The sequence below is a fragment of the Candidatus Planktophila lacus genome, from assembly GCF_002287925.1.
Classification (GTDB): Bacteria; Actinomycetota; Actinomycetes; order Nanopelagicales; family Nanopelagicaceae; genus Planktophila; species Planktophila lacus.
The window spans coordinates 148,033-162,182 of record NZ_CP016769.1; the positions used below are offsets into that span (position 1 = coordinate 148,033).

Sequence of the window (14,150 nt, forward strand, 5' to 3'; positions counted from 1 at the left end):
AACGCGTCATGTCACAACTGTTCCCAGAATCTTCTAAAGATGAACGCGATCCGCGTGAGGATGAAAACGAATCAAAGCGACGCGAGGAAGAGATTAAAGGTGATAAGCCGCCTCATCACGACGACTGATCTCAGCAACTATTCAGATTTGAAGAGGATTAAAACACGCTTGCTGCGCTTAACAATGAAATGACCGAGGCGTTCGAACACAAGCAAACTATGTAGGATTAGCCTTAGTTAGGCAATTGAGAATTGCGTATTGAGGGGGTGAAACGCGTCATGTCACAACTGTTCCCAGAATCTTCTAAAGATGAACGCGATCCGCGTGAGGATGAAAACGAATCAAAGCGACGCGAGGAAGAGATTAAAGGTGATAAGCCGCCTCATCACGACGACTGATCTCAGCAACTATTCAGATTTAGATGGTGTCGCAGGTTTTGGTGCTGAATCTGTTTTATAGAAACCAGATCCTTTAAATACAACGCCAACTGCAGAATAAACTTTTTTAACTTCGCCCTTACATTCTGGGCAGGAAGTTAGAGGCTCATCAGAGAAGCTCTGGAACGCCTCAAAGGCGTGCTCGCAAGCAGAACATTGATATTGATATGTAGGCACGCGCTATCACTCCTTCTCTTATTCTTTTAAATCACAGCCCCAAATCACAGGCTAGGGGCTGGTGGTTAAGTCTAAGGAAGTGAGACGATAGAGGCGAATTAAGAGGAGATTTGAGAGAGGGCAGGTGTCACAAGTGAAGCGTTTAGCGGCAGTTATTGCAGCGCTGGGATTTACCGTTCTTCTAGCAGCGCCTGCGCTTGCTAACTCTCTTGTTGCCACATCACCAATCGCTGGTTCGACTCTCAAAGTAGAGCCAAGTGCAGTGACGATCACTGTTGAAATCACACCTATGGATATGGGCAATGAAGTAACTGTCACAGATCCATCCGGTCGTCGCGTAGATGATGGCACCTTAACTGTCGCCGGAAACGATTTGATTGTTGGAATGAAACCAATTACTCAGTCAGGTGTTTATAAAGTCTCTTACAACATTATCTCCGAAATGGATCTGCCACTCGAAGGATCTTTCGTCTTTAACTTTTCAACTCCAACAATTTCCGTGCCAGAAGAAGTGGTTCCAACAACGCCTGCAAAGATAGAAGGCAGCGACTTTGGAACCAACTTATTTGTAATCGGACTGCTTGTTGCCTCACTTGCAGTTCTGATTGCACTTGCGCTCTATGCGCGAAAGATATTTAACGAGCGATGAATTTACTGGAGATAAGTAAATTCTTATCCCTAGCTGCGGGCATCACCACAATCGGTTTGCTCCTGGCCATCGCCTTCTTTTTAAATGATGTTGAGGGAAAACTTGGCGAGAGAGCCAAAGCCCTAAGAAACATAACTTCATTTGCAGCACTAGCTTGGGCGATAGCAACTGGTATTTCGATAGTTGCCACATTGGCGAATATTCTCGGAACAGATCTATCTGGGGCTTTAGATCCAACTTCAATGCGTTCCTTTATCTCGCAGATAACGCTCGGTAAATATATGTTTGCGCAACTTTGTCTGGCGCTGCTCGTTGCGACGATTGTGGCTCGCATCAAAGGCGTTGCCGGAGCAAACGCACTGCTCTTGCTAAGTCTGGCGGCGATCATCGCACCAGTCTTTGAAAGCCATTCTGCATCTAGCGGTTCACATGCACTGGCTATTGGATCTCTAGTTGTACACGTCGTCGCTATTTCACTCTGGGTTGGTGGTTTAGTAGCGATCACCTTCTTAAAGGCGCAAGATCGTGCAATGGCGCTGCCACGCTTTAGCGCTTTGGCTTTATGGGCGGCGATAGCAGTATCAGCAAGTGGAACTGCAAATGCGTGGGCCAGACTTAATTTTCAAAGCGCTTGGAGCTCAGACTATGCGCGCTTAGTTCTCCTAAAGATTTTATTAACGGCAGTACTTATCTTCTTTGGCTATTTAAACCGCCGCCAATTAAAGGGATCGCTCAAATTAGATGGCAAGCAGTTGGGCCGTTTACTTTCAGTTGAAGTCTTCATCATGGCTGTAACTACCTTCGTTGGTTCAAAACTTTCAACGATGCAGCCACCTTTGCGTTCCGAAAGTTCCGTGCTCGATCCTGGCTTGGCAGTTGCTGGAATCGCAACGCCACCACCTCCAAACCTTTGGCGCTTGATCTCGCTCTACGATCCTGATGCGTTGATGATTGGTGTATTGGTAACTGCCGTCGCACTCTATATAAGAGGAGTAATCATTCTTACGCGCCGCGGAGATAAGTGGCCAGTAGGACGAACCGTTGCCTTTGCACTTGGAATTAGCGCAATTGATTATGCGACAAGCGGTGGCTTAGGTGTTTACGCCAAGTTCTCATTCGAGTATCACATGATCGCGCACATGCTTCTCGGAATGGTTGCACCAATCGGAATCGTTTTAGGAGCACCAATTACCTTGGCGCTGCGCACTTTGCCACAAGGTCGTACGAGTGAAGAACGCGGAGTTCGTGGAACGCTAATTGCATTACTTCATTCAAAACCTGCGGCGGTATTCACAAACCCAGTCTCTGCTCTGGCCCTCTTTGATGGCTCACTCTTTGTTCTATATATGACGCCGCTCTTTGGAAATTTGATGCAGTCGCATCTCGGCCATCTTGTAATGAGCGTTCACTTCTTACTTGCCGGAATTCTTTTCTTCCACGTAATAATTGGCATTGATCCAAATCCCCGAAAAGTTCCACACATTGTGCGCATAGTTATTCTCTTTGCAGCTATGAGCATCCACGCCTTCTTTGCGGTCGCACTAATTTCCACTTCGACTCTGCTCGATCAGGGTTACTTTGCTTCGCTGCAAACACCATGGAATTTAGATTTGCTGGCAGACCAGCACGCTGGTGGTTCTGTGGCATGGGCGATGGGCGAGATCCCAATCCTGCTTGCGCTGGTTGCCACTTTTATTCAATGGATGCGCGATGACTCTCGCGAGACCAAGCGCATTGATCGAAATGAAGCGCGCTTAGCGGCCATGGGTGAACCTGATGAACTTGCTCAATACAATGCATACTTATCTAACCTTGCAGAACAAGACCGAGATAGAAAAGGCAGAGGCTAACGATGAGCGCGAACGATCTTTACGCACTTCCATCTGAGTACAACGATCTACGTGAGAGCGTTCGCGCGCTTGCTGAAAATGAGATTGCTCCACATGCTGCAGCTGTAGATGAAGACCATCGCTATCCGCAAGAAGCGGCAGATGCTCTGCTTAAGGCTGGCCTAAGCGCGGCGCATGTTCCGACTGAATTTGGTGGAGAAGGTGCAGATGCACTTGCCGTAGTAATAATTATTGAAGAAGTTGCCCGGGTTTGTGGTTCGTCATCACTTATCCCTGCAGTAAACAAACTTGGATCGCTGCCACTAATTCTGAGCGGAAGCAAAGCGCAGAAAGAAAAGTGGCTGCCACAACTTGCAAAAGGTAAAGGATTTTCTTACTGCCTCTCTGAATCTGAAGCTGGCTCAGATGCATCTGCACTTAAAACTAAGGCAGAGTTAAAAGATGGATCTTGGGTAATCAATGGAAGCAAGAAATGGATCTCTAACGCTGGCGTATCTGAGTTCTATACAGTTATTGCGCAGACCGATCCAAGTAAAGGATCTAAAGGAATAACCGCCTTTATCGTTGAAAAATCTGACCCTGGAGTTTCTTTTGGCGCCCCAGAAAAGAAGATGGGTTTTCGCGGATCTCCAACTCGCGAAGTGTATTTCGATAACGTAATAATCGGAGATGATCGCCGGATCAGCGAAGTCGGCGCAGGGTTTGCACTTGCGATGGATACTTTGGATCACACTCGCATCACCATCGCGGCACAAGCGCTGGGTATTGCACAGGGTGCGTTAGATGTTGCAACCAAGTACTCACACGAACGTAAACAATTTGGTAAAGAGATCTTTGATTTCCAAGGTGTGCAATTTATCTTGGCAGATATGGCGATGAATATTGAGGCTGCTCGTCAGTTAACTTACGCTGCTGCAGCACGTAGCGAACGAGGCGATAAAGATCTGAAATTCTTCTCTGCAGCAAGCAAGACATTCGCGAGCGATGTTGCCATGAAGGTAACAACAGACGCAGTGCAGGTTTTGGGCGGATATGGCTATGTCTCTGACTATCCAGTCGAACGCATGATGCGTGATGCCAAGTTAACTCAAATTTACGAAGGCACTAATCAGATTCAGCGAATTGTTATGGCGCGCAATCTACCTAAAGGTTAATTGAAGCTAAGAATTGAATCTAAGAATTAGATCTGGTGTTGCTGCAGCGTTTAACGGCACATCAAATTCTTCGCGAGGTAAATCAACGCTAGAAATCTCATCTGGATGAATCAATCCAATACTCCATGCAGAAAGTTTCGGAAGTGCGCGATCGTAGAAGCCGCCGCCTTGTCCTAAGCGATATCCAGATCTATCAATGCGTAGCGCTGGTACAACAATTAAATTGATCACTGAAAGATCGGTAAGCGCGGCACCGGTTGGTTCAAGAAGCTGTTTTGATAATTTGCTTGGTGCAAGTTGATCGCTCGCTCCGCTCCAACGCACCCATGCGAGATCGACTCCGTTTACTCGCGGCAGGTAAAGATCTTTGCCGCTCTTCAATAACGCTTCATTTAGCTCTTGCGTATTTGGTTCATCGCCATAAGAGATATAACTGGCGATAGCGCTTGCCTTAGAAAATTCTGAAGATGTAGCAAGGTGTGAAAAAGAGTGATCTAGATATCTTTCGTGGCGTTCAAAGCGATAGCGAGTGCGAAGTTCAGACTTCTCGCTTGTTGCACTCATCTAAATCCCCAATTATCTACTGCACTAGAAGTATTGTTTCCGATTATGTCAGACCGCACTCGTGTAGATGAGTTTCTCTCCTCTCTATTAGCGATCTGTCGACCACTCGAAGCGTTCGAGATGTCCCTGCTAGATGCGCATGGCGCAACTCTTGCCGAGGATATTTATGCCGGAGAACGTCTAGTTCTCAAATCCGGTTCCAGAATTCGTTCAACTCAGATCGGACTTGCCGCATCTATTGGGCGCGATCATTTGCCTACGCGTCCGCACCCGCGCGTTGTTGTGCTTTCAGCAGGTCCAGATTTAGTTGAACCAGGTAAAGAGTTAAAGGCCGGCGAAGAGTACGAGACTAATTCGTGGTTGCTCACTACTGCAGTACGTGAAGTTGGAGCAGTTGCATATCGCGTCCACACAATTCCTGACGACGAAGCTCAACTTCAGGCGGTTATTGAAGATCAATTAGTTCGCGCTGATTTAATTATTATCAGTGGAGAACGCCACGATGATTCATTTGATTTGATTACCCGCACACTTTCGGCAATGGGTGAAATAAACACCGTCGATATCGCTATCGAATCTAGCGGCCGCCATAACTTTGGCGTTATTGGTCCGGATAAGACTCCGGTCGTAACTCTGCCAGGTGATCCAGTCGCCGCTTACATCTCATTTGAACTTTTCATCCGGCCGATGATTCGCACAATGCTTGGTGCGGCAACAATTCATCGCCCATCGATTAAGGCAAAGCTGGAGAAAGCAATTACCTCTTCTGGCGGATATCGTTCTTATATCCGCGCAGTCTTATCTGAAGATGGAAAATCAGTTCTCCCATTGTTATCTCAAGGTTCAAGTACTCAAGATGAACAAGCCACTCTCTCTGATGCCAACGCATTTATTGCAGTTCCAGAAGGTGATCTAAATATCACCGCAGGAAGTGATGTCACAGTTGTCGTGCTCGAGCGCCGTTATATATAAGTATTGATATAGGTCTAAATATGTCTGAGCACTGGCCGATTTTCTTAACTGATGGCGAGTTGCAATTACGCCCGCTGCGAATCCGCGATCGCCGACGTTGGCTTCATGTTCGCTCTGAAAATAAAGATTGGCTCTCTGATTGGGAGGCCACCCTTCCGAAAGTTCCGGGAGAGAAGAACTCCAGCCAACTCCCTTCATTTAGCGAGATGGTGAGATGGCATCGCCGTGAAGGGCGCAACGGACGCTCATACTCATTAGCTATCTGGCAGATTAACGAGCAAGGGCGCAACCTAATCGGGCAGATAACGATGGGCGGTGTTTCATATGGAGCGATGCGCGGGGCGCATATCGGCTATTGGATAGATCGCGCATATGCCAACCGTGGATTTACAACACAAGCGGTAAATATGTTGACCCGCTTTGGCTTTGAAGAACTGGCCTTGCATCGAATCGAAATAAATATTCGCCCCGAAAATGCACCTTCGATAAAGGTCGCCGAGAAAGCTGGATATATTTTTGAAGGGCTACGTCCTAGGTATTTACATATCGATGGAAAATGGCGTGACCATCACTGTTATGTGAAAGAAAATTTCCAGGTCATTTAAGCCTCTAAATCCACAGGGTGGCAGGGGTGCTCCCCTAACCTTTACCTATCATGGCTTCTGGAATTATTTATCTTTCGATAATCGGCATGTGGGTGGCTTACTTCCTCCCACGCTGGGTGCACGATCGAAACGAGTTCTCTGGAAAAAATGTAGAGAGATATAAAAGCGCGCTTCGCATAGTTGCAGAAAATTCTCCAGGTGGAAGTTCTGGAACCGGGGTAATTCACACCGACCTAGATCGAGAAGCAAAAATTGCCCAACAACTTATGCGCCGCAGAATTATCTTCTTATTAATTATTATCGCTTTCGTAATGACGACAGTAGGTGCGATTATGCAAACTCTTGCAATTTCATTTATAGGAGTGCCAGTTGTTGGGTTAGTTCTCTACTTGGTACATGTTCGCCACCAAACAACAACCGACCGAGCGCGTCGACGTCGCGTTACTCAGATTCATCGCACAACAGTTGGTGTCTCATCAACAAATTTGGCAGATGTTGTTGCACCGAAACCTTCAACTGAACATTGGATTCCACTTTCCGAACGCGAACTTACTGGTGTAACGCTTTTGCCTAAGGGAACAGCAGCTGCTCGCGGAGAATGGCAACCAAACTCTGTGCCGGTTCCAACTTATGTAAATGCTCCTAAGGCGATTACTCCAAAGCGAGTAATTGATCTGACAACACCTGGCCAGTGGAGTGAAGAACAAGAGCGCCTAGAACGCGAAGCCCTTGCCGCGGCTGCGCCATCGCGCGATGAAATATTTGATCAACAACTTGCAGATGAAGCTGTTGAGCGCATGAAGCGCAACCGCGCCGCTAACGAATAGTTAGATTTAAACCCAGGAAGGCAGCCACATACGCGCCTGCCATGAATCGTAAGTAATCACATCTCCTGTGAAAAGCGGCAGGAAGAATATGAAGTTTATAAAGATCGCAAAGGCGATAAAACCCAAAACCAGATAGGTATTTCGCTTACTTTCAAAGTGCATGAGTAGCGCGTAGGCGCAGTAAATAACGGCGAGAATCAAGAAGGGCTGAAAGACAATTGCATAGAAGGTAAATACTGTCCGCTCTTGAAAGAAGAACCAAGGTAGATATCCAGCAGCCATTCCAGCAATAATTAAATTAAGTGGCGGCTCATAACGTTTAACGGCTATCGATCTAATCCAAAAGCCAACAACTACAGCAAGTGCGATAGTTCCCAACCACCAGAGCAGCGGAGTTCCAAGCGCTAAAACTTCTTGCGAACAATTATCTGCCCCGCAGGTCTTTGGGGTTTCGTAGTAGAAAGAGGTTGGTCTTCCCATTATCAACCAACTCCAAGGATTGGATTGGTAAGAATGTTTTTCGACTAACCCGGTGTGAAAGCCCAACATTTGGGAGTGATAGTGAAGGAATGATGTAATTATATTTTCGGAGTAATCGCGCGCCCATCCGCGGCTACTGGCAAACCAACCAGACCAAGAAGTTATATAAATTGATATTGGTAGCAACCCATATTGCGCTGCGGTCTTTACAGTCGGCTTGAATAAATCGCGCCCAGTGTTATGTGCAAATGCTCGGTAGAGCGCAACAACTGCAAATAGCGCAAGGAAATACAGCCCACTCCATTTGGTTGCAACCGCTAGACCGAGTGCGATACCAGCCCACCAGTGCCAACGCGCTAAGAAGAAATAAGTCGCAAGCAGAATGAAGAACGAGAGATAGATATCCAGTAACGCGGTACGAGAATGTACTAATGCCAATCCATCCATCGCCATAAGTGCACTTGAGGCAATTGTTAGATAGGAATTTCTAAATAAACGATTTGCGATAAGGGCGATTAAAACAATCATGGCAGAGCCAAGAAGTGCGCCCATAAAGCGCCAACCAAATTCGTTATTCCCGAATAGCTTTATACCTAGCGCTATCAGCCACTTTCCAACCGGTGGGTGAACGACAAATTCCGGGTCATCTCCAGATATTTCAACGCCGTGTGCCAAATAATCGCGCGCGCCATCTACGTAATAAACCTCGTCAAAGACGAAGCCCTTCGGAGTTCCGAGATTGAAGAGCCGCAAGGCAAGTGAGATCAAAGTGATCGCGCCAACGTAGATGCGGGTTTTCACATACCTAGCGTACTGAGAGGATGTACCCATGGCGCTCACGTTGGCAGCAACTCCTCTGGGAAATCCAGGCGATGCAAGCCCACGCCTAAAAGATGCGATCGCAAACGCTGAAGTTATTGCTGCCGAAGATTCACGCCGCTTTCATCGCTTATGTTCTGATATCGAAGTTACCTTTACTGGTCGCGTTATTTCATTCTTTGATGGCAACGAAACAGAACGCACGCAAGAGATTCTTGAATTATTACGCGCTGGTAAAAATGTATTAGTCGTATCGGATGCTGGCATGCCAACAATTAGCGATCCGGGATTTCGTTTGGCACGTGATGCGATCGCTGAAAATTTAGCGGTAACAGTAATTCCTGGACCAAGTGCCCCAGTTATGGCGCTTGCGTTATCTGGGCTTGCAACAGATCGCTTTACCTTTGAAGGGTTTGCACCGCGCGCACTTGGTGCACGTCAAGCACTCTATGAATCACTCCGCTTTGAAGAGCGCACTATGGTTTTCTTCGAAGCTCCACATCGCATAACCGAATCACTGCAAGATGCCCTTGCGGTATTTGGTAGGGATCGCAAGGCGGCGATCTGTCGCGAGATGACCAAGACTTATGAAGAAACAGTTCGCGGAACACTTGCTGAACTAGTTGCTTGGTCCACCTCAAAAGAGATTTTGGGAGAGATAACCATGGTCATCGCCGGTGCGGCTGTCGGAACGGCAGAAGTGACCGCAGAACAGATGGTTGCGCGAGTTCGTGAATTTGAGGCGGCGGGCATGGATCGTAAGGCGGCAATTGCAACTGTGGCCGATGAATTCGACCTGCCTAAGCGGATCGTTTATGCAGCGGTAGTTGATGCGAATAAGATGCGTTCGTGAAATCTTTCTACCTAACAACGCCGATTTACTATGTAAATGATGCGCCACATATTGGCCATGCATATACAACCGTTGCCGGCGATGTCTTAACTCGTTGGCATCGCCAACGCGGCGAATCTGTCTGGTTCTTAACAGGCACCGACGAGCATGGTCAGAAAGTAATGCGTACCGCTGAGCAAAATAACGTTGCTCCACAAGCTTGGGTAGATCGCTTGGTGCAAGAAGCCTGGAAGCCAAATTGGACTGCGCTAAATATCGCAAACGATGATTTCATCCGTACCACTGAAGCCCGTCACACCGAACGTGTGCAAAAGTTTTTGCAATCACTTAAAGATGCTGGGCATATTTATGCTGGTAAATATGAAGGCCCATATTGCGTTGGCTGCGAAGAATTTAAGCTGCCTGGCGATCTAATCGATGCCGATGGACAGAAGCTCTGTCCAATTCATAGCAAGCCGGTTGAACTCGTAAATGAAAATAACTGGTTCTTCCGTTTATCTGCATTTGTTGAACCTTTACTTGAGCACTACCGCAAAAATCCAGATGCCTGCCAACCAGAAAGTGCGCGCAACGAAGTTGTCTCATTCCTTGAAGGCGGCGTTTCTGATCTTTCAATTTCACGTTCTACATTTGATTGGGGAATTCCAGTTCCTTGGGATACCGATCAAGTTGTCTACGTTTGGTTCGATGCGCTCCTTAACTACGCAACTGCAGTCGGTTTAACTGATGCGCCGGAAACAGAAGGCGGCAAGAAGTTTGCACAGACTTGGCCAGCAGATGTTCACTTAGTTGGAAAAGATATTTTGCGCTTCCACGCGGTTATCTGGCCGGCGATGTTGATGGCTGCAGGTTTAGAAGTTCCTAAGAAAGTATTTGCTCACGGTTGGTTGCTAGTTGGCGGCGAGAAGATGAGTAAGAGCAAGCTCACCGGTATCGCACCTTCTGATATCACCGATCACTTCGGCGTCGATGCTTTCCGTTATTACTTCTTACGCGCTATTCCTTTCGGCAGCGACGGCTCTTTCTCTTGGGAAGATATGTCAGCTCGCTATACATCAGAGCTCGCAAATGACTTTGGCAACCTGGCTTCACGCTTGGCTGCGATGATTGAAAAATACTGCGAAGGTAAAGTGCCGGCGAAAGCTACCGATGCCGGACTTTCTGCAGCGCTAACTAGCACCGTTGAAAAAGCCGATGCTGCAATGGTCGCACTTGATTTCCAGGGCGGAATCAACGTGGTTATGGATTTCTGCAAGAAGGTAAATGGCTATGTCACCGAGAAAGAGCCATGGATCCTGGCGAAAGATCCAGTAAATAAAGCAGCGCTAGAAGAAGTTTTATATAACACCGCCGAATCACTTCGCGCACTTGCCGTCTTGTTGCATCCAGTAATGCCGGCAACAACAGAAATCTTGTGGGAATCACTTGGTGCCAATGCAACTATTGGTTCACTTGCAGATCAGCAGATCTCGAAGGTTGCACAATGGGGACAACTTCCCGAAGGAACTCTTGTAACTAAGACTCCAGTGCTATTTCCACGACTCGAGATTAAAGAGTAATTTCCTATGGCAGATCGCCACAATCGCGATATTGATCGCCCACTGGCGCCAGCGCCGAAACCACTTCCTGTTCCAACGGTAGATGCGCATGCGCATTTAGAAATCGTTACCGATGCTGCACCTGATTCGGCAGAAGTAAAGCAAGTTTTAGATGATGCAAAAGCCGCTGGCGTAGATCGCGTTGTACAAGTTGGATATTCGGCAGAACAATCAAAATGGTGTGTTGCAGCAGCCGAACACTTTAACGACCGCGTGCTTGCCGCAGTTGCGCTGCATCCCAATGAAGCGCCCGTTGTTCCTGATTTAGAAGCCGACTTAAAGATCATCGAAGAACTTGCGAGCCACCCACGCGTTCGCGCAATTGGTGAGACTGGATTAGATTATTTCCGCACTCCACCAGAACTTCGCAAACGCCAACAGGATTCATTTAAATGGCATATTGAATTAGCAAAGAAGACAAAGAAGGCGTTAGTAATCCACGATCGCGATTCACATGATGATGTCTTATCTATCTTGCTTGAAGTCGGCGCTCCCGAAAAGACTGTCTTTCACTGCTTCTCAGGCGGGGTAGATATGGCCAAGCTCTGCATTGATCGCGGATACATACTCTCTTTTGCAGGCACGCTAACTTTTAAGAACGCCCCCGAACTTCGCGATGCGGTAAAACTTGTGCCACACGATCAACTATTGGTTGAAACAGATTCACCTTTCTTATCTCCTATGCCAAATCGCGGCGCGCTAAATACTCCAGCGCAGATCGCAAATATCGTTCGCGCTATGGCTGAAGAACGTAACGAGAGCGTTGGTGCATTGGCCCAATCACTTTCCGATAACGCCGAACGCATCTTTGGATCATTTGCCGCAGGTTCTACGTTATGACCCTGCTTGGTGCTGCAGAAATTCGCGCCCTTGCTGAAAAGTTAGATTTAAAACCTGCCAAAGCACTTGGCCAGAACTTTGTAATTGATGCCAACGTTTGCCGCAAGATAGTTCGCACCGCAGGCGTTACTGCCGGCGATGTCGCACTTGAGATCGGTCCGGGCCTCGGTTCGCTAACTCTTGCGCTGATGGAAGAAGCAACCAGCGTAATTGCTGTTGAAATTGATTCACGTTTAGCTAACCAATTGCCTATAACAGCTGCGCTACATAGCGATCGCAGCGAAATTCTCACTGTCATCAATCAGGATGCCCTGCAAGTTAAATCGCTTCCAGGTGAGCCAACAGTCTTAGTTGCGAACTTGCCTTACAACGTTTCAGTTCCCGTCTTCTTACATCTTCTAGAAATTCTTCCAACTCTGCGCAGCGGCGTGGTTATGGTGCAAGCCGAAGTTGCAGATCGCTTGGCCGCAAAGCCAAATACCAAGGAATATGGAATTCCGAGCGTTAAAGCGGCATGGTGGGCAGATGTATCAGGCGCTGGTTCAGTTTCACGTTCGATCTTCTGGCCGGCGCCAAATGTGGATTCAAAGTTAGTTGGATTTAAACGTCGTGCAACACCAGGTAATGAAACTCTGCGCAAAGAAGTCTTTACGATTATCGATCTAGCATTTGCACAACGTCGCAAGATGCTCCGTGCTGCTCTTTCATCTCGCTATGGCGGTTCCGCTGCCGCTGAAGCGCACTTAATCGCAGCGGGAATCGACCCAACGTTGCGCGGTGAATCACTCGACATCCATGGCTTCTGCAAAATTGCCCAACAAGGATTAGAGTCTTAGCGTGTCCAAAACTAACCGCAACTCTGTCACCGTACGAGTTCCTGCCAAGGTAAATCTGCAATTGGCAGTTGGCCCACGTGAGGCCGATGGTTTCCATAACTTAGTTACTGTTTTTCAAGCGATCTCAATTTATGACGATGTCACAATCACAAAATCTGCACCAGGTAATGGAATAACTATTTCAATCATCGGCGATCACACTCATGGCGTGCCAGCCGATGCCACTAATTTGGCGGTAAAGGCAGCGCAGTTAATCGCCGACGACTACGACTTTGTCATTGATGCCCATATAGAAGTGAATAAATCGATCCCTGTTGCAGGTGGCATGGCCGGCGGAAGCGCCGATGCCGCAGCAGTAATTGTTGGTGTAAATGAACTTTACGAACTCGAGATGTCACGAGAAGAGATGCATGAATTCGGCTCACAGCTTGGTAGTGATGTTCCTTTTATGATTTCTGGCGGCACAGCAATTGGCCAAGGTCGAGGAGATCAATTAACGGCAGCGTTATCGCGCGGCACTTATCACTGGGTATTAGCGCTCTCAACTGTTGGTTTATCAACTCCTGCGGTTTATCAAGAGTGCGATCGACTGCGCGCTGGTTTAGATATCGCAGCGCCACAAACTAGCGATGCGCTGATGCAATCTTTACTTGCTGCAGATTCGAAAGCAGTAGGTCAGGCGCTACATAATGATCTGCAATCGGCGGCTTGTTCGCTGCGCCCGGCGCTAACTTTAGTTCTAGATGTCGGCGAAGAATATGGCGCACTTGGTTCAATTGTTTCTGGCTCTGGGCCAACAGTTGCATTCCTAGTTGCCGATGAAGATCAGGGTTTAGATCTAGCAGTTGCGTTAACTTCTAGCGGAGTTGTTGGCAGCGTTGCCCGAGCTTATGGCCCAGTGCACGGTGCGAAAGTTATTTAGTTTTCTTCCAAGTGCGCAGCGAGTGCGCTAAGCAAATCTGCCAGCGCTACTTTCTGATCACGGGTTAAGCCCTTTAACAGTTCACGTTCTTGTTCAAGCAAACCTTCTAGCGCCTTATCAACTGCGCGCATTCCGGATGCGGTTAAAGTAACGAGTGATCCACGGCCATCATCAGGATCTGGTTGGCGAGTGATTAATTTCAATTCTTCTAAGCGATCTAAACGATTTGTCATGGTGCCGCTTGTGACAAGTGTTTCTTGCATAAGTGCGCCAGGGGAGAGTTGATATGGATCGCCAGAACGACGCAGTGCAGCTAAAACATCGAAGCCCGAAGTTTCCAGGTCAGCGAAAGCATCACGACGGGCGATATCTAAATTTCGAGAGATACGTGAAATACGGCTAAGCACCGCAAAGGGGCTGATATCTAAATCGGGGCGCTCGCGCTTCCAATCCGCGATTAGGCGGTCGACTTCATCACGGTGCGCGCTCATAGGTCTAGAGGATATATCGCTTACGGGGATCGCCCTGAAATGGTCGCGAGCACACATAGATATGAGGGAGAATATG

Annotated in this window: 14 protein-coding genes and 1 pseudogene; 11 read left to right on the top strand and 4 right to left on the bottom strand. The window is 47.7% G+C overall.

Annotation, left to right across the window (positions count from 1 at the left end; translation table 11 throughout):
- Positions 1-410: 410 nt before the first annotated feature.
- A pseudogene (locus tag A1s21148_RS00710) lies at positions 411-614 on the bottom strand (FmdB family zinc ribbon protein); the annotation flags it as partial.
- 124 nt (positions 615-738) lie between these two features.
- On the opposite strand from A1s21148_RS00710, the gene A1s21148_RS00715 reads away from it, so the two are divergent.
- Genes A1s21148_RS00715 through A1s21148_RS00725 form a run of 3 tightly spaced genes read left to right on the top strand, consistent with a single transcriptional unit; the run spans position 739 to position 4,267 of the window.
- Positions 739-1,263, top strand: a complete 525-nt coding sequence (locus tag A1s21148_RS00715; RefSeq protein ID WP_223299399.1) for a copper resistance CopC family protein — start codon at positions 739-741, stop codon at positions 1,261-1,263.
- Complete coding sequence (locus tag A1s21148_RS00720; RefSeq protein WP_095670591.1) at positions 1,260-3,113, top strand: bifunctional copper resistance protein CopD/cytochrome c oxidase assembly protein; 1,854 nt, start codon at positions 1,260-1,262, stop codon at positions 3,111-3,113. The genes A1s21148_RS00715 and A1s21148_RS00720 overlap by 4 nt, the downstream gene beginning before the upstream one ends.
- Positions 3,114-3,115: 2 nt before the next feature.
- On the top strand, positions 3,116-4,267 hold the full coding sequence (locus A1s21148_RS00725; protein WP_095670592.1) for an acyl-CoA dehydrogenase family protein: 1,152 nt from the start codon (positions 3,116-3,118) through the stop codon (positions 4,265-4,267).
- A gap of 6 nt (positions 4,268-4,273) precedes the next feature.
- Here the strand turns inward: A1s21148_RS00725 and A1s21148_RS00730 are convergent, their stop codons facing one another.
- Positions 4,274-4,831 (bottom strand): 5-formyltetrahydrofolate cyclo-ligase, encoded by a 558-nt coding sequence (locus A1s21148_RS00730; protein ID WP_095670593.1) that lies wholly within the window; start codon positions 4,829-4,831, stop codon positions 4,274-4,276.
- Positions 4,832-4,876: 45 nt separating this feature from the next.
- Here A1s21148_RS00730 and A1s21148_RS00735 point away from each other — a divergent pair, with 45 nt between their 5' ends.
- From A1s21148_RS00735 to A1s21148_RS00745, 3 genes are read left to right on the top strand one after another with little or no spacing between them, the layout of a single operon-like run.
- Positions 4,877-5,803: a molybdopterin-binding protein gene (locus A1s21148_RS00735; RefSeq protein ID WP_095670594.1), complete on the top strand. Its 927-nt coding sequence runs from the start codon at positions 4,877-4,879 to the stop codon at positions 5,801-5,803.
- Positions 5,804-5,823: 20 nt separating this feature from the next.
- Positions 5,824-6,408 carry a GNAT family N-acetyltransferase gene (locus A1s21148_RS00740; RefSeq protein WP_095670595.1) on the top strand — a complete coding sequence of 195 codons (585 nt, stop codon included), beginning with the start codon at positions 5,824-5,826 and terminating at the stop codon, positions 6,406-6,408.
- Between the two features lie 50 nt (positions 6,409-6,458).
- The gene (locus tag A1s21148_RS00745) at positions 6,459-7,235 is read left to right on the top strand and encodes a hypothetical protein (protein ID WP_095670596.1); all 777 of its coding nucleotides are present in this window, start codon (positions 6,459-6,461) and stop codon (positions 7,233-7,235) included.
- 6 nt (positions 7,236-7,241) lie between these two features.
- Here A1s21148_RS00745 and A1s21148_RS00750 read toward each other — a convergent pair whose 3' ends face one another.
- A complete protein-coding gene (locus A1s21148_RS00750; protein WP_223299400.1) occupies positions 7,242-8,516 on the bottom strand; it encodes a dolichyl-phosphate-mannose--protein mannosyltransferase in 1,275 nt (424 codons plus the stop codon).
- Positions 8,517-8,544: 28 nt separating this feature from the next.
- Between A1s21148_RS00750 and rsmI the strand changes: the two genes are divergently transcribed.
- The 5 genes from rsmI to A1s21148_RS00775 are packed head-to-tail and all read left to right on the top strand — an operon-like array spanning position 8,545 to position 13,583.
- Positions 8,545-9,387: a 16S rRNA (cytidine(1402)-2'-O)-methyltransferase gene (gene rsmI / locus A1s21148_RS00755; protein ID WP_095670598.1), complete on the top strand. Its 843-nt coding sequence runs from the start codon at positions 8,545-8,547 to the stop codon at positions 9,385-9,387.
- On the top strand, positions 9,384-10,946 hold the full coding sequence (gene metG, locus A1s21148_RS00760) for a methionine--tRNA ligase (protein ID WP_095670599.1): 1,563 nt from the start codon (positions 9,384-9,386) through the stop codon (positions 10,944-10,946). The genes rsmI and metG overlap by 4 nt, the downstream gene beginning before the upstream one ends.
- Before the next feature lie 6 nt (positions 10,947-10,952).
- On the top strand, positions 10,953-11,825 hold the full coding sequence (locus A1s21148_RS00765) for a TatD family hydrolase (RefSeq protein ID WP_095670600.1): 873 nt from the start codon (positions 10,953-10,955) through the stop codon (positions 11,823-11,825).
- Complete coding sequence (gene rsmA / locus A1s21148_RS00770; RefSeq protein WP_095670601.1) at positions 11,822-12,661, top strand: 16S rRNA (adenine(1518)-N(6)/adenine(1519)-N(6))-dimethyltransferase RsmA; 840 nt, start codon at positions 11,822-11,824, stop codon at positions 12,659-12,661. The genes A1s21148_RS00765 and rsmA overlap by 4 nt, the downstream gene beginning before the upstream one ends.
- A 1-nt stretch (position 12,662) precedes the next feature.
- Positions 12,663-13,583: a 4-(cytidine 5'-diphospho)-2-C-methyl-D-erythritol kinase gene (locus tag A1s21148_RS00775; RefSeq protein ID WP_095670602.1), complete on the top strand. Its 921-nt coding sequence runs from the start codon at positions 12,663-12,665 to the stop codon at positions 13,581-13,583.
- On the opposite strand, the gene A1s21148_RS00780 is transcribed toward A1s21148_RS00775, so the two are convergent.
- Positions 13,580-14,074, bottom strand: coding sequence for a MarR family winged helix-turn-helix transcriptional regulator (locus tag A1s21148_RS00780; protein WP_095670603.1), 495 nt, complete (start codon positions 14,072-14,074; stop codon positions 13,580-13,582). The two genes, A1s21148_RS00775 and A1s21148_RS00780, sit on opposite strands and share 4 nt — an antisense overlap.
- Positions 14,075-14,150: the final 76 nt, after the last annotated feature.

What these genes read in the sequence shown, in the direction of transcription:
- A1s21148_RS00725 (WP_095670592.1), top strand. Translation starts at nt 3,116, where the DNA reads ATGAGCGCGAACGATCTTTACGCACTTCCATCTGAGTACAACGATCTA.
- A1s21148_RS00780 (WP_095670603.1), bottom strand. Translation starts at nt 14,074, where the DNA reads ATGAGCGCGCACCGTGATGAAGTCGACCGCCTAATCGCGGATTGGAAG.
- A1s21148_RS00730 (WP_095670593.1), bottom strand. Translation starts at nt 4,831, where the DNA reads ATGAGTGCAACAAGCGAGAAGTCTGAACTTCGCACTCGCTATCGCTTT.
- A1s21148_RS00720 (WP_095670591.1), top strand. Translation starts at nt 1,260, where the DNA reads ATGAATTTACTGGAGATAAGTAAATTCTTATCCCTAGCTGCGGGCATC.
- A1s21148_RS00735 (WP_095670594.1), top strand. Translation starts at nt 4,877, where the DNA reads ATGTCAGACCGCACTCGTGTAGATGAGTTTCTCTCCTCTCTATTAGCG.
- rsmI (WP_095670598.1), top strand. Translation starts at nt 8,545, where the DNA reads ATGGCGCTCACGTTGGCAGCAACTCCTCTGGGAAATCCAGGCGATGCA.
- A1s21148_RS00765 (WP_095670600.1), top strand. Translation starts at nt 10,953, where the DNA reads ATGGCAGATCGCCACAATCGCGATATTGATCGCCCACTGGCGCCAGCG.
- rsmA (WP_095670601.1), top strand. Translation starts at nt 11,822, where the DNA reads ATGACCCTGCTTGGTGCTGCAGAAATTCGCGCCCTTGCTGAAAAGTTA.
- A1s21148_RS00740 (WP_095670595.1), top strand. Translation starts at nt 5,824, where the DNA reads ATGTCTGAGCACTGGCCGATTTTCTTAACTGATGGCGAGTTGCAATTA.
- A1s21148_RS00745 (WP_095670596.1), top strand. Translation starts at nt 6,459, where the DNA reads ATGGCTTCTGGAATTATTTATCTTTCGATAATCGGCATGTGGGTGGCT.